The 18,043-nt window shown below is 43.5% G+C and carries 22 protein-coding genes; 14 read left to right on the top strand and 8 right to left on the bottom strand.

Translation table 11 applies throughout. The annotated features are described in order from the left end of the window. Positions 1–66 precede the first annotated feature (66 nt). Together gloA2 and IGI96_RS03510 are read left to right on the top strand one after the other, a co-directional pair. Entirely contained in the window at positions 67–444 is a 378-nt protein-coding gene (gloA2, locus tag IGI96_RS03515) for an SMU1112c/YaeR family gloxylase I-like metalloprotein (RefSeq protein ID WP_005228512.1), read from the top strand. 93 nt (positions 445–537) lie between these two features. Continuing rightward, on the top strand, positions 538–1,104 hold the full coding sequence (locus IGI96_RS03510; RefSeq protein ID WP_005228513.1) for a GNAT family N-acetyltransferase: 567 nt from the start codon (positions 538–540) through the stop codon (positions 1,102–1,104). Between the two features lie 4 nt (positions 1,105–1,108). On the opposite strand, the gene IGI96_RS03505 is transcribed toward IGI96_RS03510, so the two are convergent. Both IGI96_RS03505 and IGI96_RS03500 read right to left on the bottom strand, forming a co-directional pair. After that, positions 1,109–1,630, bottom strand: a complete 522-nt coding sequence (locus IGI96_RS03505) for an LURP-one-related/scramblase family protein (protein ID WP_438784827.1) — start codon at positions 1,628–1,630, stop codon at positions 1,109–1,111. 39 nt (positions 1,631–1,669) lie between these two features. Continuing rightward, entirely contained in the window at positions 1,670–2,539 is an 870-nt protein-coding gene (locus IGI96_RS03500; RefSeq protein WP_086337939.1) for a Cof-type HAD-IIB family hydrolase, read from the bottom strand. Between the two features lie 132 nt (positions 2,540–2,671). Between IGI96_RS03500 and IGI96_RS03495 the strand changes: the two genes are divergently transcribed. The 5 genes from IGI96_RS03495 (at position 2,672) to IGI96_RS03475 (ending at position 6,223) form a co-directional block, all read left to right on the top strand. After that, the gene (locus tag IGI96_RS03495) at positions 2,672–3,361 is read left to right on the top strand and encodes a uracil-DNA glycosylase (RefSeq protein WP_016608882.1); all 690 of its coding nucleotides are present in this window, start codon (positions 2,672–2,674) and stop codon (positions 3,359–3,361) included. Positions 3,362–3,502: 141 nt separating this feature from the next. Further along, positions 3,503–4,486, top strand: coding sequence for a phosphate acetyltransferase (pta, locus tag IGI96_RS03490; protein WP_005228517.1), 984 nt, complete (start codon positions 3,503–3,505; stop codon positions 4,484–4,486). A 214-nt stretch (positions 4,487–4,700) separates the two neighbouring features. Beyond that, positions 4,701–5,174 (top strand): tRNA (adenosine(37)-N6)-threonylcarbamoyltransferase complex ATPase subunit type 1 TsaE, encoded by a 474-nt coding sequence (gene tsaE / locus IGI96_RS03485; RefSeq protein ID WP_010749889.1) that lies wholly within the window; start codon positions 4,701–4,703, stop codon positions 5,172–5,174. Continuing rightward, complete coding sequence (locus IGI96_RS03480; protein WP_010749888.1) at positions 5,167–5,691, top strand: GNAT family N-acetyltransferase; 525 nt, start codon at positions 5,167–5,169, stop codon at positions 5,689–5,691. Before tsaE ends, IGI96_RS03480 begins: the two co-directional genes overlap by 8 nt. Before the next feature lie 16 nt (positions 5,692–5,707). After that, complete coding sequence (locus tag IGI96_RS03475; RefSeq protein WP_086337940.1) at positions 5,708–6,223, top strand: GNAT family N-acetyltransferase; 516 nt, start codon at positions 5,708–5,710, stop codon at positions 6,221–6,223. A gap of 75 nt (positions 6,224–6,298) precedes the next feature. Here the strand turns inward: IGI96_RS03475 and IGI96_RS03470 are convergent, their stop codons facing one another. Further along, positions 6,299–6,832: a 3'-5' exonuclease gene (locus IGI96_RS03470; RefSeq protein ID WP_010749886.1), complete on the bottom strand. Its 534-nt coding sequence runs from the start codon at positions 6,830–6,832 to the stop codon at positions 6,299–6,301. An 84-nt stretch (positions 6,833–6,916) separates the two neighbouring features. Continuing rightward, positions 6,917–7,669 (bottom strand): exodeoxyribonuclease III, encoded by a 753-nt coding sequence (locus tag IGI96_RS03465; protein ID WP_005234144.1) that lies wholly within the window; start codon positions 7,667–7,669, stop codon positions 6,917–6,919. Between the two features lie 222 nt (positions 7,670–7,891). Between IGI96_RS03465 and murB the strand changes: the two genes are divergently transcribed. Then, positions 7,892–8,776, top strand: a complete 885-nt coding sequence (gene murB / locus IGI96_RS03460; protein WP_371875350.1) for a UDP-N-acetylmuramate dehydrogenase — start codon at positions 7,892–7,894, stop codon at positions 8,774–8,776. Between the two features lie 116 nt (positions 8,777–8,892). Further along, the gene (locus IGI96_RS03455) at positions 8,893–10,113 is read left to right on the top strand and encodes a hypothetical protein (RefSeq protein WP_034869132.1); all 1,221 of its coding nucleotides are present in this window, start codon (positions 8,893–8,895) and stop codon (positions 10,111–10,113) included. Between the two features lie 66 nt (positions 10,114–10,179). Here IGI96_RS03455 and IGI96_RS03450 read toward each other — a convergent pair whose 3' ends face one another. The 4 genes from IGI96_RS03450 to IGI96_RS03435 are packed head-to-tail and all read right to left on the bottom strand — an operon-like array spanning position 10,180 to position 13,151. Then, positions 10,180–10,824, bottom strand: a complete 645-nt coding sequence (locus IGI96_RS03450) for an ECF transporter S component (RefSeq protein WP_005228527.1) — start codon at positions 10,822–10,824, stop codon at positions 10,180–10,182. 2 nt (positions 10,825–10,826) lie between these two features. Continuing rightward, positions 10,827–11,384 carry a phosphopantothenoylcysteine decarboxylase gene (coaC, locus tag IGI96_RS03445; RefSeq protein WP_005228528.1) on the bottom strand — a complete coding sequence of 186 codons (558 nt, stop codon included), beginning with the start codon at positions 11,382–11,384 and terminating at the stop codon, positions 10,827–10,829. Positions 11,385–11,415: 31 nt separating this feature from the next. Further along, positions 11,416–12,165 carry a phosphopantothenate--cysteine ligase gene (coaB, locus tag IGI96_RS03440; protein ID WP_086337941.1) on the bottom strand — a complete coding sequence of 250 codons (750 nt, stop codon included), beginning with the start codon at positions 12,163–12,165 and terminating at the stop codon, positions 11,416–11,418. Continuing rightward, complete coding sequence (locus IGI96_RS03435; protein ID WP_086337942.1) at positions 12,162–13,151, bottom strand: acrylyl-CoA reductase family protein; 990 nt, start codon at positions 13,149–13,151, stop codon at positions 12,162–12,164. The genes coaB and IGI96_RS03435 overlap by 4 nt, the downstream gene beginning before the upstream one ends. Positions 13,152–13,537: 386 nt before the next feature. On the opposite strand from IGI96_RS03435, the gene IGI96_RS03430 reads away from it, so the two are divergent. Genes IGI96_RS03430 through IGI96_RS03410 form a run of 5 tightly spaced genes read left to right on the top strand, consistent with a single transcriptional unit; the run spans position 13,538 to position 17,910 of the window. Beyond that, complete coding sequence (locus tag IGI96_RS03430) at positions 13,538–14,080, top strand: helix-turn-helix domain-containing protein (RefSeq protein ID WP_015510239.1); 543 nt, start codon at positions 13,538–13,540, stop codon at positions 14,078–14,080. A gap of 16 nt (positions 14,081–14,096) precedes the next feature. Then, entirely contained in the window at positions 14,097–15,185 is a 1,089-nt protein-coding gene (locus tag IGI96_RS03425) for an ABC transporter ATP-binding protein (RefSeq protein ID WP_005228533.1), read from the top strand. Positions 15,186–15,197: 12 nt separating this feature from the next. After that, complete coding sequence (locus IGI96_RS03420; protein WP_005234157.1) at positions 15,198–16,007, top strand: ABC transporter permease; 810 nt, start codon at positions 15,198–15,200, stop codon at positions 16,005–16,007. Continuing rightward, positions 16,004–16,840 carry an ABC transporter permease gene (locus IGI96_RS03415; protein WP_005228535.1) on the top strand — a complete coding sequence of 279 codons (837 nt, stop codon included), beginning with the start codon at positions 16,004–16,006 and terminating at the stop codon, positions 16,838–16,840. The genes IGI96_RS03420 and IGI96_RS03415 overlap by 4 nt, the downstream gene beginning before the upstream one ends. Further along, positions 16,837–17,910: an ABC transporter substrate-binding protein gene (locus tag IGI96_RS03410; RefSeq protein WP_086337943.1), complete on the top strand. Its 1,074-nt coding sequence runs from the start codon at positions 16,837–16,839 to the stop codon at positions 17,908–17,910. Before IGI96_RS03415 ends, IGI96_RS03410 begins: the two co-directional genes overlap by 4 nt. Positions 17,911–18,043 lie beyond the last annotated feature (133 nt).

Below are 18,043 nucleotides of genomic sequence, written 5' to 3'. Positions count from 1 at the left end.
TTTCTAGTAAAATGCAGCCAAAGGCTTTAAACTGAGAGAGGAGTCCAATACAAAGGAGTGGCAATAATGTTTTCAAAAATGCATCATGTGGCGATCATCGCCAGTGATTACCAGCAGACCAAAGAATTTTATGTAGAGAAATTAGGCTTTGAAGTGATTCGTGAACATGCGCGCCCAGAAAAGAAAGATGTAAAAATCGACCTGCGCTTTGGGGAATCAGAAATAGAACTGTTTGTGGTGGAAAACCCACCAGCAAGACCAAGTTTCCCCGAAGCAGCTGGCTTGCGACATTTGGCATTTGCGGTGGAAAATATTGAAGCAGTCGTGGCAAAGTTAGCCGCCAAAGGAATTGCGTGTGAACCGATTCGTTTCGATACCTTTACGAATAAGAAAATGACCTTTTTCCAAGATCCGGACGGCTTGCCGTTGGAATTGCATGAATAAATAAGGAAAACTTTGTGTGGATCCTTTGTCGATTCAACTTGGTTTTTCTTGAGAGAATTGTTATTCTATGTATAGAAGTAAGGAGGAGAAAACGTGATAAGATTTGCAAAAAAAGAAGATCGCTTTGTCATGGCTGAACTCGTTTTAGTCATTTTAAAGGATATGGAATTGCCGTTTGTCAAAGAGATCGGTGAAGCAAAGACCTTAGAGATCTTGGCAGATGCCATGCTAGAACCCGACTATCGTTACGGCTTTCGCCGTGCGTTGGTCAATGAGATCGACGGGGAGGTTGCTGGGGTCGCCTTTGGATACCCAGACAAAGAAGAGGCGACGATCGATCAGCCTCTAGATAAAGTGCTGGAACAGTACGGTTTGAGTAAAGACATGAAGCTGTTTATCGATGAAGAAACCTTACCAAATGAATGGTACTTAGATACCATCTGTGTGGCTGAGAAATTTCGCGGCAAAGGTGTCGGCTCAGCCTTATTAGAAGCGTTGCCGAAAATTGCTTCTAGAGATGGCTATGAGGTGATCGGCTTGAGTGTTGACCGAGCAAATCCCCATGCGAAGCGGCTCTATGAAAAGCATGGCTTTGAAGTCGTGGCCCAAAGAGAGATCAGTGGCCACCTATACGACCATATGCAAAAAAGAACCAGCTGATTTTTCAGCTGGTTCCATTTGTTAGTCGAAGCTCAAGAGGATGGTCTTTCTTGCGGTGCCGATTGTACAGCCAGTAATCCATGACGGCAGCGATACAGATGCAGACCGGTGCATCCTGATCATCAACGACATCCAGTACATAATAATCCCCCGTCAATAAGGTCGCCTTATCCATTTCCATGATCTTTTTATTGAAATGATGGATCCCATAGCGATGATTGTAGATATCGCCGTGGACCGCCCAGTGAAGCTGCTGGATATAGTAGAAATCACCCGGCCAGTTAAAGATTTTCTGCAGTGTACCGACTTTCTCAAAGTCTTTGTAGATCTCAAAGCGCGTACCAAAAGTAAAACTGATTTGTTTGATACTAGCAACCATTTGCCCATTCAAGCGGTAAAGGGAAAGAGCATCGCCCTTAGTTCCCCAACGGCCCACCATTAAAAACAGTGATTTGCCTGTTTCATCTTTGACAATGGTGCGTGTGACTCTGCTAAGTTGTCTGTCTTGGATGAAAAATTCTGACATACTTACGCCTCCTCATGTATCCCCAAAAAGCTGCGTGATTTAAAGATTTTCATCAATTGCCCGAACGATCGCTTTGCCGACACCAGACTCAATATTGGTGTCCGTCAAATACTTCGCGGCTTCTTTTACCTCTAACTCGCCATTTCCCATTGCAAAACTAACGCCTGCCAGTTGCAGCATACTTACGTCATTTAAGTTGTCACCGATCGTCATCACTTCCGCCAGTGAGATCATCCGATCTTTAGCGACATGCGCCACTGCGATTCCTTTTTGCGCGTTTCGGTGGTTGATCTCAATATTGTTTTGTCCAGAAGAAGTCACCACTAGATCGCCGTACCCATCGATGATTTTCGTGATAGGACCCAATACCCGCGCACCATCTTGATGGAAGCAGATCACTTTCAAAAATTCTAATTCTTCGATCGAAAACAACTCACTGAAATCATCGACATAATTGATCGGTAAAAATTCCAAACGGGCTGCTGTCATAGCAATCGCCATCTTATGGGTTAAATGGGGCATTGCTTCTGCCGTGTGGATCGCAAAATTTTCGATCCGACGTGTTTGGCTTTCCGAATAGATCCCGTTGCTCGTGGAGATCTCAAAATAGATGTCGTTTTCTTTGAGTAGGTCGATCAACGAACGAGTTTGTTCATGGCTGATCGGCACAGTAAATAATGAATTACCCGCTTCGTCGTAGACTTGGGCACCATTCAAGGTGATCATTGCACAGTCGATCCCGGCTTCTTGCAGCGGCGGCAAAGCCTCTTTGCGGTTACGGCCAGTTGCGACCATAAATTCGATTCCTTTGGATTGGGCATATTTGATTGCTTGGATATTTTCTTCTGAAATCTGCATACTAGCATTTAAAAGCGTACCATCCATATCAGAAGCAATTAATTTGATCATTGTCAGCGTCCTTTCTTAATCGTTTCTACAAATAGTGTACCATAAATCGCGCATTTTTTTTCTTTCGAAGAGTAATTCTTGTTTCTAAGGGGAGGGATTTGTTATCCTAGAAGAAAACAAAGGAGATTCGCCATGAAACGACTATTGGACAATGATTGGCAAGAACAATTGCAGGAATCATTTGAGCAGCCGTACTACCAACAACTGCGGGCTTTCTTGAAACAAGAATATGCCCAGCAAACGATCCATCCAGCGATGGATCATATTTATGAAGCCTTAAAACTGACGCCATACCATGACGTAAAAGTTGTCATCTTAGGTCAAGATCCTTATCATGGGCCTCACCAAGCCCACGGACTGTCGTTTTCCGTGCAGCCGGGGGTCAAAATACCGCCTTCGTTGCGGAATATTTACAAAGAATTAGCTGATGACTTAGGGATTCCACCTGTGTCCCACGGTTATCTCGTACCTTGGGCGCAACAAGGGGTCTTATTGTTGAATACCGTGTTGACAGTACGTGAAGGGCAAGCCTATTCACATCACGGGCATGGCTGGGAGCAGCTGACTGATACGATCATCGAAAAATTGAATCAACGAGAAGAACCGGTCATTTTTGTGCTTTGGGGCAAACCCGCCCAAAAGAAAGCCGCTTTGCTAGATACTAGCAAACATATTATTATAACAGCGCCTCATCCAAGTCCGTTATCAGCGCATCGAGGATTCTTTGGTTCGAAGCCTTTTTCTAAGATCAATCAAGCATTGCTGGCGTTAGGAGAAGAACCGATTTCCTGGGCGTTGCCAGAAAAAATAACACAGTTGTAAAACTGTGTTATTTAGAATGAGTAAACTTGTGAAAAAGGTAACGATATTTAAAATAATCGACTAATACAGGATTTTTATCTGTTCTTTTTTTCGCAATTATTGTACAATGGAAGGGTATAAAAAAACTGGAGGTCTTTACCCGTGGAATTATTCGAAAGTTTAAAATTTAAAATCGTGCGTCGTCATATCAAAATCGTTTTTCCTGAAGCAACAGATCCTCGTATCCTAGGTGCTGCTAGCCGTTTACGTTCAGAAGAATTAATTGAACCTGTTTTGATCGGTAACCCGGTTGAAATCGAAAAAGCAGCGGAAGCTCGCGGAATCAACGTATCAAACTTTGAAATTTTAGATCCTGAAAATTATGATCGTTGGGATGAAATGGTTGAAGCTTTTGTGGAACGCCGCAACGGCAAAGCAACGAAAGAACAAGCAGAAGAAATCTTAAAAGATGTCAACTATTTCGGTACAATGTTGACTTACATGGGCATTACTGAAGGAATGGTTTCAGGAGCGATCCATTCTACGGGTGATACAGTAAGACCCGCTTTACAAATCATCAAAACAAAACCAGGTGTGAGCCGTACAAGTGGTGCTTTCTTAATGGTTCGTGGTCGTGACCAAGAAAAATACTTGTTCTCAGACTGTGCCATCAATGTAAACCCAACTGCACAAGAATTGGCAGAAATCGCTGTTGACTCAGCGAAAACCGCTGAATTATTTGAAATCGATCCAAAAGTTGCTATGTTAAGCTTCTCAACGAAAGGGTCTGCGAAAGCACCAGAAGTAGATAAAGTCGTTGAAGCAACAAAAATCGCCAAAGAATTGGCACCAGAATACCAAATCGATGGAGAATTGCAATTCGATGCTGCGTATATCTCAGCAGTTGCGCAATTGAAAGCTCCTGAATCTGAAGTAGCAGGTAAAGCAACCGTCTTTGTTTTCCCAGATTTACAATCAGGAAACATTGGTTACAAGATCGCCCAACGTTTCGGTAACTTTGAAGCGATTGGACCAATCTTACAAGGATTGAACAAACCAATCTCTGATTTGTCTCGTGGTTCAAATGAAGAAGATGTCTACAAATTATCAATCATTACTGCGGCACAAACACTAATGGAAAAATAAGCAGCCAATCGCTGCACTTATGAAAAACTGATCCCTTGAGGGTCAGTTTTTTGTTTTGCTCTTGGAAAGTTGAGGGCAGCAAAGGAGGAAGTGTGCGCAAAAGCAACGATCCAGTGATCGTCGGGAAATTTTCCCTAAGCTCCTTCTTTACAATTCCTTGAAAAACAAGCTATACTAGCAACTAGTAAATTAGATTGATCAAAGGATGGGGACTATGTTTACCATTAACGACTTAGAAGCAACCGCAGCATTTGCAAAAATCATTGGAGAGGCAGCCGAGCCAGGGGATAATCTGGTATTGACGGGCGATTTAGGTGCTGGCAAAACAACCTTGACGAAAGGCATCGCCTTGGGGCTAGGAATCGAGCAACTGATCAAAAGTCCGACCTATACGATCATTCGTGAATATACCAATGGGCGGCTACCGCTTTATCATATGGATGTCTATCGGGTGGAATACGGTGCAGAAGATTTAGGACTGGATGATTATTTCGAAGGGGATGGCTTGTGTGTGATCGAATGGGGCAATCTCTTAGAAGCCTCCCTGCCAGAGGATTATTTAGAACTGATTTTGGAAAAAGATGATACAGATGAACAAAAACGTCTTGTGAAATGTCATGCATATGGCACCAAAGCAACCGCCTTTTTGCAACGGATCACAACAAAATGGCAGGCAGCCCATGAGTGAGATCCAATTACAGATCAAAGAAGCCACGGGTGCTGATGCCAAAGCTGTGTTAGCAGTCAGTCAACAGCTAGGAGAAGAAACGGATTTTCTTTTGATGGACGAAAGCGGCTTGGCGTTGCCAGAAGCCTTATTGGCAGAACAGCTGGACGCTATCTATGAACGGGACGACTATTTGCTGTTGTTGGCATTTGATCAAGAACAATTGATCGCCATGGCATCAGTCAAAGGCCATGAAGAGTGGCAATTAGCCCATGTCGGGGAGATCGGTATCTCGATTTTAAAAGACTATTGGGGCTTAGGCTTAGGTTCGCTCCTGATTGAAGAATTACTGGACTGGGTAGTAGAAGTTGGCGAATTGACCCGCATCGAGTTGACCGTTCAAGCGAGAAATTTACGGGCGATCCATCTGTATCAAAAATTTGGTTTTTTAACAGAAGGCTGTATGAAAGAAGCGGTGCAAACCCGCGAGGGGCAAAAAGTTGACGTCTTGATGATGGCACGTCTTTTTGAATCATAAAAAAGGAGTGAAGGAAATGGAGTTTCGGGAACCGACGATCGCAGACTGCGATCAAATCGAAGCGTATCGGCAAGCCTTCGAGAAGAATCAAGAAGTCATCCATGGTGGGGCAGGACTTGTAGAAAGTCCGACAGCCAAAGACTGGCTAGAGGGATTGGTGGATTTTAAAACAGCAGAAACGGTACCAGAAGGATTCGTTCCCGCCCGTACCTATCTGGCTATCCAAGATCAAAAAGTGGTCGGTCTCTTGAATCTGCGTCTGACACTTAATGCGTATTTGCGCCAAATTGGCGGACACATCGGGTATTCAGTGCACCCAGACCATCGAAATCAAGGCATCGGCTCGGCAATGTTGGCACAGTCATTGGTAAAGGCCAAACAATTTGGCTTGAACAACGTGTTAGTAACCTGTGAAGAAGCCAATCGCGCCTCCGCCAAAGTCATTGAAAACAACGGTGGTAAATTGACAGAAAAAGTCATTGATCCTGAAGATGGCGCTATAATCTGTCATTATTGGATCGATCTGACTTAAAATGAATCCTTCCTTAAATGAAAACGTGCGTCCTAAAGGCTAGCGCAATGCTGACTTTAGGACGCACGTTCTTATTTATTTGACTAAAACCAATTTTTTTAATGGATCGATACCAAATTCTTCTTCTTGACGCAATAAGATTTGGGCACATGCCCGACTATCTTCTAGTGCATCATGGTGGTTTAGTAAAGGAATCTGTAATTGCTCACAAACCGTGTTTAATTTGTGGTTCGTAAATTCTGGATACAGCTTGCGGCTCGTTCGCACCGTGCATAAGGAAAGATAATTTGGTTGTGACAACCCATAATAATCAAGACATCCCGCCAAAACTCCAGTATCAAAACCAGCGTTATGCGCAACGATCAAACTGTTCAGTTGATAATATTGTTGGATTTGTTTCCATACGTCAGGAAACTTAGGCGCTTCTTGTACATCTTCTGGACGGATGCCATGAATTTGAATGTTTTTCCAAAAAAATTCCGTTTCCGGTTGGATCAATGTGTAATATTCGCCCACGATTTTGCTATCTTGTACCATGACTAGTGCAAGGGAACAGGCACTATGCTTTTGATAATTTGCTGTTTCAAAGTCCATTGCGATAAAATTCATCAGACTCACCTCATTGCCATTCTAGCACAAAATCAAAGAATGAAAAGCGAACAAACGTTAAGAAAAACTGAAGTTTTCTTACGGTTAGTTGAGATCCAGTTCCACCGGACAATGGTCACTACCAATGATATCTGTATGGATCTTGGCGTCTAGCAAGCGCTCATTTAAGTCATCCGAAACGACAAAGTAATCGATGCGCCAGCCAGCATTGTTTTTGCGAGCGTTGAAACGGTAGCTCCACCAAGAATAAATACCTTCTGCATCTGGATAGAAATAGCGGAACGTATCGGTAAAGCCAGCAGCCAAAAGAGTCGAAAACTTTTCCCGTTCTTCAGGTGTAAACCCAGCACTTTTTTGATTGGTTTTCCAATTTTTGATGTCGATATTTTTATGGGCAACATTCAAATCACCGCAGAGAATCACTGGCTTTTGTTGTTTCAATTCAGTCAAGTAAGCCAAAAAGGCATCTTCCCAAGTCATGCGATAATCCAAGCGGCGCAATTCATTTTGGGAATTCGGTGTGTAGCAAGTAATCAAGAAAAATTCAGGATACTCCAGCGTGATGACGCGACCTTCCGTATCATGTTCTTCGATTCCTAATCCATAACGGACCGATAGTGCAGGTTCTTTTGCGAAAATTGCTGTGCCAGAATAGCCTTTCTTCTCCGCATAATTCCAGTATTGATGATAGCCTGGTAAATCCAATTCAATCTGACCTTCTTGCAGCTTTGTTTCTTGTAAACAAAAGAAATCAGCATCGAGGGCTTCAAACACTTCAGAAAAATTTTTTTTAACGATGGCCCGTAAACCATTCACATTCCAAGAAATAAATTTCATTGAGACTCCTCCTTATTTTCCACTACGCCTCCCATTTTACCTAAAAAAGCCAGAAGCGCAAAGCAAGTGAGCGGAATGAGGAAAACAAGGAGGAATGCTTGCCTTCAAGAGGGGGGATTGGTTGAAGATCATATTCACCAGAGGTAGCAACTTTTCCTTGAACATGCTAAAATAAGTGAGATGTTTATTGTGAAAGGAAACCTTCTCGTGAATAAAGACTTGATGATTGCGCAATTCCCTGAAATTGCCTTATTAAAAGATGAACCCTTATTGAACTATACGTATACAAAAACTGGTGGGCCGGCAGACATTTTGGCTTTTCCCAAAACAGCAGATGAAGCCAAACAGCTGCTTGATTATTGCCGAGAACAAGCGATTCCTTGGATCGTCTTAGGAAATGCCAGCAACTTGATCGTCCGTGACGGTGGTATTCGTGGCGTGGTGATCATGCTATCAGAAATGAACCAAATCGTGGTGGACGGCACTTCTTTGATCGTCGATGCTGGAGCAAAGTTGATCGATACCACCTATGTCGCTTTGCATGAATCGTTGACTGGTTTTGAATTTGCCTGCGGGATTCCTGGCAGTGTCGGCGGTGCCGTCTTTATGAATGCTGGCGCCTATGATGGCGAGATCCAAGATGTCTTTGCGTCCTGCGACGTTTTGCTGGCTAATGGTCAAATCGTGACTTATACCAAGGAAGAAATGGAATTTGCTTATCGTCATAGCAAATTACAAGAGCAAAAGATGATCATTTTAAGCAGTCGCTTTGATTTAGCAAAAGGCGATCAAGAGCAAATCAAAAAGCGGATGGATGAACTGACAGAATTGCGGCAATTGAAGCAACCGCTAGAATACCCCTCTTGTGGGAGTGTCTTTAAACGTCCAGTCGGTCATTTTACCGGAAAGCTGATCCAAGATGCAGGCTTACAAGGATTGAAATGGGGCGGAGCCCAAATTTCGGAAAAACATGCGGGCTTTATCGTGAATGTCGATCAAGCCACTGCAACGGATTACGTTGAACTGATCGCTCATATCCAACAAGTCATCAAAGAAACCTTTGATGTCACCTTAGAAACAGAAGTCCGAATCATCGGCGAAGAATAGATTAGCGAAAAGATTGTCCCGAGGGGCAGTCTTTTTTTATGAGAGCTGATAAAAAAGAGCTTAGGTTTGTAAGCTTTCTCAGTCTTCGGTACAATAAACGAAAAGGAGTGAGCAGGATGAAAAAGTGGGGACGCGTCATTTTGTTTGTTGGGTTCGCCTTTCTTTTCGGCGGTTGTACGAAATTACCGCAAGAACAGTTTGCCGAACAGTTGACGAATCAGCAAGCAGCGAATGCTGGTGAATTCCAAGCGACGATCGATACCTTTGAGATGGGCAGCAGCAGCGAATACGGTCAAGAAGCCGATAGGTATGCCTCTATGTTGATGTCACAGTTAGTCGGCTCGTCATTTAAAGGGGACTTCGTCCAGGACAAAGAAACCAAAGCGATTTTACTCAATCTGGCAGTCGCTTTTGGGGGGCAGGAGCTGCCGATCAAGCTGATCGTCGATCCAGAAAAACAAGAAGCGTATGTGTCAGCTGAAATCTATGAAACACTGCAAGGGTATATCAGCGCATTTGGTAGTGACAGTTATGGGACAAAACCAGACGCTGCGGAATATGAAGGCAAATACCTGCGCATCGATCAAGAAACCTTAGATTCTTACTTTGGCGAAGGAACTTTTGCAGAGGACGGCGAGGGGACAACCGAAGCAGAAAAAGAGCCTGAAAACCTCTTTACCATGAACAGTCTTTTTCATAATGAGACATTTGCAGACTATCTGAAAACCTTTGAACCGGATGCTTTCAAAAGAGATGGAGATACGATCAGCCACACGTTTACCAAAGAAGAATTGGCAGATTATGCAGATTATGCCCAAGAACACGGCGCCGATCAAAAGCAAGTCGCCGAATTAGAAACGATGTTGGAAGAAGTCGAGCAGTTTGACTTAACCATGACCGTCAATACGAAAACAAATCAGCAGAAAATGGCTTTTCACTTCGTGCAAGCGGATGAGCTGCAAACCACTATCGGAGCCACGGTGACTTTTACAGGGAAGAAAAGTGATACTGCTGTTGCAATCCCTACAGCGGAAGAATTGATTGACCCAGAAGAATTGTTTTCTCCCTATGATTATGGTTGGGATGACAGCTATGACGATGGGTATGAAAATGATTATGATGATGAGTACTGGGATAGCTATGATGAAACCGATGATTGGTCTTCTTATATGCTGACGGATGAGGAGTTTGAAGAACTGCTGCTGCAAATCAAGCAAGAGCTGCCTTATTTGACCCAAGCAGATATCGATGATTATCTGACATTTTATGAAGAGTATTTGACCCAAGAGCAGTATCAAGAGCTTGTCGAAGCACTCCAAGTGACACAAAGTTTATAAGACACTCAAAAGGGAAGCGACCGCCTAAGTTAGCCAAAAAGCTAACTTTGGGCGGTCGCTATTTTTTTAGATACGATTTTTTTTGCGATTCATGACTAAGCGTAAAAGGACGGTTCCAACTGCCATCGTGGCGATTCCCGCTACAATGGCTTCAGGTACACCTTGGGCGAAGATTACACCTAAAATCGCTGCATAGACAGCATTGCCAGCTTTCCCCACAACCTCCGCATATTCTTGCTGGAACAAGAAGTAGATCAAGTTCATTACCAGGATCGTATTCGTCAAGCCTCCAGCGACACCAGCAATCAGTAGCGAAAGACTTTGCTGTTTGTTTTTCCAGATTTTTTGACAGCCTTTGTACACAAAGTAAGGAACGACACCAATCAAAATACGAGGAATCAACGCTACGAGGATCGCTTTCCAGCTTCCTTGATCACTCCCATAAATCGGTACGAAAGGGGAGAAGACAAAAGAAAGCGGGGTGATGATCCAGGTCGAACGCACCATACTGATGATCCCAAAGGCGCCGCCTAAAAAGCCGCCGATCCGAGGGCCTAATACAATGGAAGCGATGATCACAGGAATGTGCATCGTTGTCGCATTTATTGGTCCTAAGGGAATAAACCCAAGAAAGGGAACCGATGCTAAAAGAATCAAGATTCCTAAAAAGAAAGCTGTTAAGACAAGTTCAAAAGTTGATATTTTTTTCATTGTTAGACACTCCGTACTTCCAAAGCAGTCAATGCTTTTTCGAGAATCGTTTCTGTTGCTGCTAATGCGCCTCTGCCGAAATCACCGCAAGCCAGTAACGCTTCACGGGGTTCAATCTCTTGGAAGCCGACTTCTTTCAAAATCCCCAAATTTCTTTGAACAATCGGGTTTTCGTACATGACGGTATTCATGGCTGGCGCAATCAAGCGGGGCACGGATAACGGCAACGCTAAGGCAACTGTTGAGATCAAATCATCGGCTATCCCATGCGCCAGCTTGCCAATACTGTTGGCACTAGCTGGGGCGAGCAAGAAAAGATCGGCTTGTTTGGCTAGTTCAATATGATTGATCCGATCTGGTTGACGTTCTTGCATAACATCTACATGGATCGGGCGTTTGGATAATGACTGTAACGTCAAAGGCGTAATAAATTGTGTGCTGTTTTGAGTCATTAAGACATCCACTGCATAGCCCTTTTTGGTTAATTCATTGGTTAGGTCGGCTGCTTTGTATGCAGAGATACTGCCGCTGACGCCAAGCAGAACGTGTTTTTGTTTCATGTTTCTTTCTCCTTTTCTAAAAAACATCTAGCTAAGCACGCAGGTCATTGCGTAATGTGTCAACGATCAAGGTTGCGATCTCAGCTTTTGTGCGGCCAGTCCCGATTTGTCCTTCTTGTGTCAAAAGGTGTCCGACATGCTGGTTTCCAGAAATTTGCGTCAAGTCGTTGGCCAACACATAATCCGCTTGGCTAGCTAGCAGACTTTTTCGTGCGACCGCAAACAACTCGACTTCCGCTACGTCTACTAATAATTTGAATCCGACTAATAAGGTTGTCGGCTGTAATGCTTTGATGGTTTGGATCACTTTTGGGGTTTTCTTCAACACTAAAAACAAATGATCAGTATTGGAAGAAACTTTGCCTGCCGTTGTTTCAGATTGTGAGAGCACATGTGCCATCAATGCCGGAGTGACCTGGTTGTCATAAGCTGGTAGGGCATCGTTGATTGCTTCATAAAACGCTGCTTCTGAAAAATGAGCAGCAGGGGTGAAATCACTGACTGCCATACTGTGGATCACAGCAGCATACGAATGGGTCGTCAATAAATCGGTCAACCGCGTCAACAAGTCCGTGGTCCCTTCAATGAAATGACAGGTAACGCGTGGATCGGTCGGCGGTTGTTTGGCAGTTTTCGTCGTAACGTAATCGATGGCCACCTCAGGGTATTGCAGCCATTCCTTGGCAATGGCTTGACCAAGTGAGCCCGTGGAATGATTCGTGATTGCACGGACATCATCGATTTTTTCGGAAGTACCGCCAGCCGTAATCAAAATTCTCATTGCGCTTGTGACACCTCAACGATCGTCCGTCCTTGGTGCGTACCAGCTAATAAAGCTGCCAATGTTTCTGGCAAGTCTTCCAAAGTGATGGCTTTCGTGTAAAGCTGATCGATCACATTCCACTCACCCGCTAATTTCTCCCATAATGCCGAGCGGATCTCATGGGAAACATTGACCGAATCGATCCCAATTACGCGAATCCCACGCAAAATAAAGGGTAAGACAGTCGTTTCGATTTTGATTCCACCAGCATTGCCGCATAAGAAGGCACCGCCCCCATACGCGATTTGCGGAAGCACTGCCGCAAGCAATGGACCGCCAACTGTATCGATGACCGCTGCAAACGTTTGTTTTGCTAATGGTTTGACCTTTTCTGGTACCACGTCATCAGGACTAATGATTTTTGCTGCGCCTAGGTCTAACAACCATTGCGCATCGTTTTTCCGAGATAGCGCCACTATATTTGTATAGCCCAGTTTTTTCAATAAAGCAATGCTGACACTGCCGACGCCACCGCTAGCGCCTGTCACCAAAATAGCAGCGTCTTTTGCTAAGTGCAGCTGTTCTAATTCTTGCACTGCTAAAGCTGCTGTGAACCCAGCAGTGCCATAGGTCATACTGTCTTTTGCTGAAAAACCAGCAGAACGTTTCACGAGCCACTCGGCTGGGACCCGTTGAAATTGACTGTAACCGCCTGGGTGAGAAACCCCTAAGCCATAACCTGTCACTAAGACTTGGTCGCCTGGGGCAAAATCAGCAGACTGACTGTCCACGACTTCCCCTGCTAAATCGATTCCCGGCGTCATCGGATACGTGCGGATCACGCCGCCATTTTCTTTTGCTGCCAAGGCATCTTTGTAATTGACATCTGAGTAATCAACACGGACAAGCACATCGCCTGCTGGCAGCTCGTCAAGGGTTGCAGTTGTGAGTGAAGCAGTAAAATTTGGTTCATTCATGACACGAAAGGTAGAGAAATTCGTCATTTCAGACACTCCTTTGATGGTTTGTACTCATAATACCATAAGTTTTATTTTTTTAACCAGTGAAGCAAGAAAAGGCAGGTCTTCTTATCAAAAAATCAGTAAAAACAGATTATTATTAAATCTACCTTTTCTTCGTTAAAATAGAAGTTGTTCTTTTAAACCTTTGAAAAGCGAAAATGCCGGGACCGCCAATTGTTTCCTTTATAACACAAGCGTTTAGCGTCACTCCTTTTTTTGATCAGGGAGAAAAGAATTCAAAAAAATGAAGAAAAAAGGCTTGTGTTTTTTGCAATTATTTGTATACTAGAAAAAGTGAAATTAAACATGAAGTTTACTTATAGCAAACTTTTTTATTTGAAGTTGTGTCAATCAAAGGGGGAATGAACATGGAGATTGGCGAGAAGCTGCGCAATTTGCGCGTTCAAAAGAATTTGACCCAAGAAGAATTAGGCGAGCGGACCGATTTGACGAAAGGCTATATCTCACAGTTGGAGCGTGATTTGAGTTCGCCTTCTATGGAAACTTTTTTTACGATCTTAGAAGTTTTAGGCGTGACACCAGAGGAATTTTTCCGAGAAGAAAATGCGCAGCATCAAGTGGTTTATCGCGAAGAAGACAGCACGCTTTATTATGATGAAGAAAATGGCTATGAATTGAAGTGGCTGATTCCCGATTCCAATGAAAAAGAAATGGAGCCAGTCTTGCTGACCTTTGATAAAGCGGGCGAATACAAGACCTTTGAACCATCGTTAGCAGAAACATTTATCTATGTCTTAGAGGGCAGTGTGGCCTTGACACTAGGAGAAACGCAGTACAAGGCTCGTAAAGGCCAATCGATTTATTATCAGGCGACTGAGCCGCATCAATTAAAAAATATTGCGGGCAAAAAAAGCCGTGTGCTTGTAGTCGTGACAGATTCTTATTTATAGTACAGGAGGAAAGAGTGTGGGAAAAACAATAATTTCATTCAACAATGTGGTGAAGCGATTTGATGATGATGAAACAGTTTTGAAAAAAGTGAGTTTTGATATTGAAGAAGGTCGCTTTTATACATTGTTAGGTCCTTCAGGTTGTGGAAAAACAACCATCTTACGCATCATTGCGGGTTTTTCGGACGCAACAGAAGGCGACGTTTATTTTGATGGACAAAGAATCAATGACGTTCCTGCCAATCAACGGCAAGTGAATACTGTCTTTCAAGATTACGCCTTATTCCCACATATGAACGTTTTTGAAAATGTGGCATTTGGTCTGCGAATCAAAAAATTACCAAAAGATGAAGTGAATAAAAAAGTCTTAGAAGCGTTGCGGCTAGTGCAGCTTCCTGGTTATGAGAATCGTGAAATCAGCGAAATGTCAGGAGGCCAACGCCAACGGGTCGCAATCGCACGAGCGATCGTCAATGAACCCAAAGTATTGCTCCTGGATGAACCATTGTCCGCATTGGATTTGAAATTGCGAACCGACATGCAATACGAGCTGCGGGAATTGCAGCAGCGACTAGGCATCACCTTTATTTTTGTCACCCATGACCAAGAAGAAGCGTTGGCCATGAGTGATGAGATTTTCGTTATGAACAAAGGGAAGATCGTCCAAAGCGGCACACCAGTGGATATTTACGATGAACCAATCAACCATTTCGTGGCGGATTTTGTCGGTGAAAGCAACATCGTCACAGGTACGATGATCGAAGACAACTTAGTGGAGTTTGTCGGCAAGCAATTTGAATGTGTCGATGGCGGGATGCGGCCGAATGAAGCTGTTGAGATCGTGATCCGTCCAGAAGATTTGAATTTGACGACGGCGGAAAAAGGCAAGCTGGTCGTTGAAGTAGACACGCAATTGTTCCGAGGCGTGCATTACGAGATCATTTGTTACGACGAACAAGGCAACGAGTGGATGGTTCACTCTACAAGAAAAGCCACTGAAGGAAGCAAGATCGGTCTTTCCTTTGAACCAGAAGATATCCACGTCATGCGTTTCAATGAGTCCGAAGAAGATTTTGATGCTCGTTTAGAGAGCTACGAAGATTAGGAGGGAAAGCTAATGACGAAAATGCGTCGTTTTTATGCGATACCCTATGTCTTTTGGTTATTGCTATTTGTTATTGCACCAGTCTTATTGATCATCTACCAATCCTTTTTTGATATGAACGGCAACTTTTCGCTGGTCAATTATCAAAGCTACTTAGGTTCTGGCAAATATTTGATCATGACCTTAAACTCGGTTTGGTATGCCTTTTTGATCACCTTGATTACCTTAGTGATCAGCTACCCGACAGCCTATTTCTTAACTAAGCTGCGTCACAAAGATTTATGGCTGCTGTTGATCATCTTACCAACGTGGGTCAACTTATTGTTAAAAGCCTATGCGTTTATTGGGATCTTCGGCATTCATGGCAGTGTCAACAACTTCCTAGAAATCATGGGTGTTGGACCAAAGCAGATTTTGTTTACCGACTTTAGCTTTTTGACGGTTGCCGTCTATATCGAACTGCCCTTTATGATTATGCCGATTTTTAATGCCTTAGAAGAAATGAATCCCTCTTTGATCAGTGCCAGCCGCGATTTAGGGGCAAACAGCTATGATACGTTTCGACGAGTGATTTTCCCTCTGTCGTTAAACGGTGTGAAAAGCGGCGTCCAAGCCGTCTTCATTCCGTCGCTCTCCCTCTTCATGTTGACCCGTTTGATTGGGGGCAATCGCGTAATCACGCTTGGTACGGCGATCGAGCAGCACTTTCTCGTTACCCAAAACTGGGGCATGGGTTCAACCATCGGCGTCATTTTGATCATCGCTATGTTCCTCGTGATGCTGTTTACGGGAGAAAAGAAAAAAGGAGGGCAACGTAAATGAAAAAATTTCGCTGGTCGAATCTTTATCTGATCGTCGTCTTTATTCTTTTGTACGTGCCGATCTTTTATTTGATTTTCTATTCCTTCAATGAAGGAGGCACCATGAATGCTTTTACGGGTTTCACTTTTGAACATTACCAATCCGTCTTTCAAGATACCCGCTTGATGATCATCGTGTTGAACACCTTTATGCTGGCATTTTTATCAGCATTACTGGCAACGATCATCGGCACATTTGGTGCGATGGGCATCTACTATACCCGCAAACGCCGAACGAGAACGGCATTGTTGAGTTTGAATAATATTTTGTTGGTTTCACCAGATGTCATCATTGGTGCCAGCTTCTTGATTTTCTTTACGATGATCGGCAACTTGTTCCGTGGGTTTAGCTTAGGCTTTTTCAGCGTATTGCTTTCGCATATCGCCTTTAGTATCCCGATCGTGGTGTTGATGGTCTTGCCGAAACTGCAAGAGATGAACGATTCAATGATTGATGCTGCCCGTGATTTAGGCGCGAATAATTTTCAAGTCATTAAAAATATCATTTTGCCTTTCTTGACACCAGGCATCATCGCTGGCTATTTCATGGCCTTTACTTATTCACTCGATGATTTTGCCGTGACATTCTTTGTGACAGGCAATGGCTTTAGTACCTTATCGGTAGAGATCTATTCTAGAGCACGTCAAGGAATCAGTTTAGAAATCAATGCATTAAGTACACTTGTCTTCTTATTCTCCATGATCCTGGTGGTAGGCTATTACTTTATCAGTAAAGAAAACGGCGCGAAGAAATTGCGTAAAAACCGCCGTGTGGAGGTGGCAAATCTGCGATGAAACGACTACAATCTCTGATTATCGGTATTGTTGCGATCGTCCTGATCTTGCTCTTTGGTGTCCGTGAATTGGAACGCTCCTCTGGTATGGCAGGCGCTGAGGTCGTCAACATCTACAACTGGGGCGACTACATCGACCCTGATTTGATCAGTAAGTTTGAAGAAGAGACAGGCTACAAAGTCAACTATGAAACCTTTGACTCAAATGAAGCGATGTTCACGAAGATCCAACAAGGTGGTACGTCTTATGACATCGCCATACCGAGTGAATACATGATTGAGAAAATGATGGAACAAAATCTTTTAAAACCATTGGATCACAGTAAAATTAAAGGGCTAGACAATATCGACCCTCGCTTTTTGGACCTGAGTTTTGATCCAGGCAATCAATATTCCATCCCTTATTTCTGGGGAACACTGGGGATCGTCTATAACGATAAATTCTTTGATGAAGGTGAGATCACCCAATGGGACGATCTTTGGAAACCCGAATTAGCAAATAGCATCATGCTGATCGATGGCGCGCGTGAAGTGATGGGATTAGGTTTGGACAGCTTAGGCTATTCTCTTAACAGCAAAGACGATGATCAGCTGCAAGAGGCATTCAATAAGCTACGGACCATGACCCCAAACATCAAAGCCATCGTCGCAGATGAAATCAAGATGTACATGGCAAATGAAGAAGCATCGGTTGCGGTCACATTTTCTGGGGAAGCAGCCGACATGATGTACGAAAACGAGCACATTCATTACGTGATCCCTTCGGAAGGCTCCAACCTGTGGTTTGATAATATGGTCATTCCTAAGACCTCACAAAACGAAGCCGGTGCTTACGCCTTCTTGAACTTTATGCTAGAACCCGAGAACGCTGCACAAAACGCAGAATACATCGGCTATTCCACACCTAACCAAGAAGCCAAGGCATTACTGCCTGACGAGATCACCGAAGACGAACAATTCTATCCATCCGATGAATTAATGGAACACCTCGAAGTCTATGAAAACTTAGGTGCTGAGTATCTGGGCATCTATAATGATTTGTTCTTGGAATTGAAGATGTATCGGAAGTAAGCAAACTGCCATTAAGCAGGGAATGGATCCTGTTTAATGGCAGTTTTTTATAATTTACTATGACATATCAAATGAACCTCTAGGAATATGTATTAGAAAAGGAAATTTATAGAGAATAAACCTGCAATTGTTT

The organism is Enterococcus sp. DIV0421 (assembly GCF_051713745.1).
Lineage (GTDB): Bacteria > Bacillota > Bacilli > Lactobacillales > Enterococcaceae > Enterococcus_D > Enterococcus_D casseliflavus.
The sequence above is the reverse complement of the archived record's forward strand: the minus strand, read 5'-3'. Positions and strand labels throughout refer to the sequence as shown.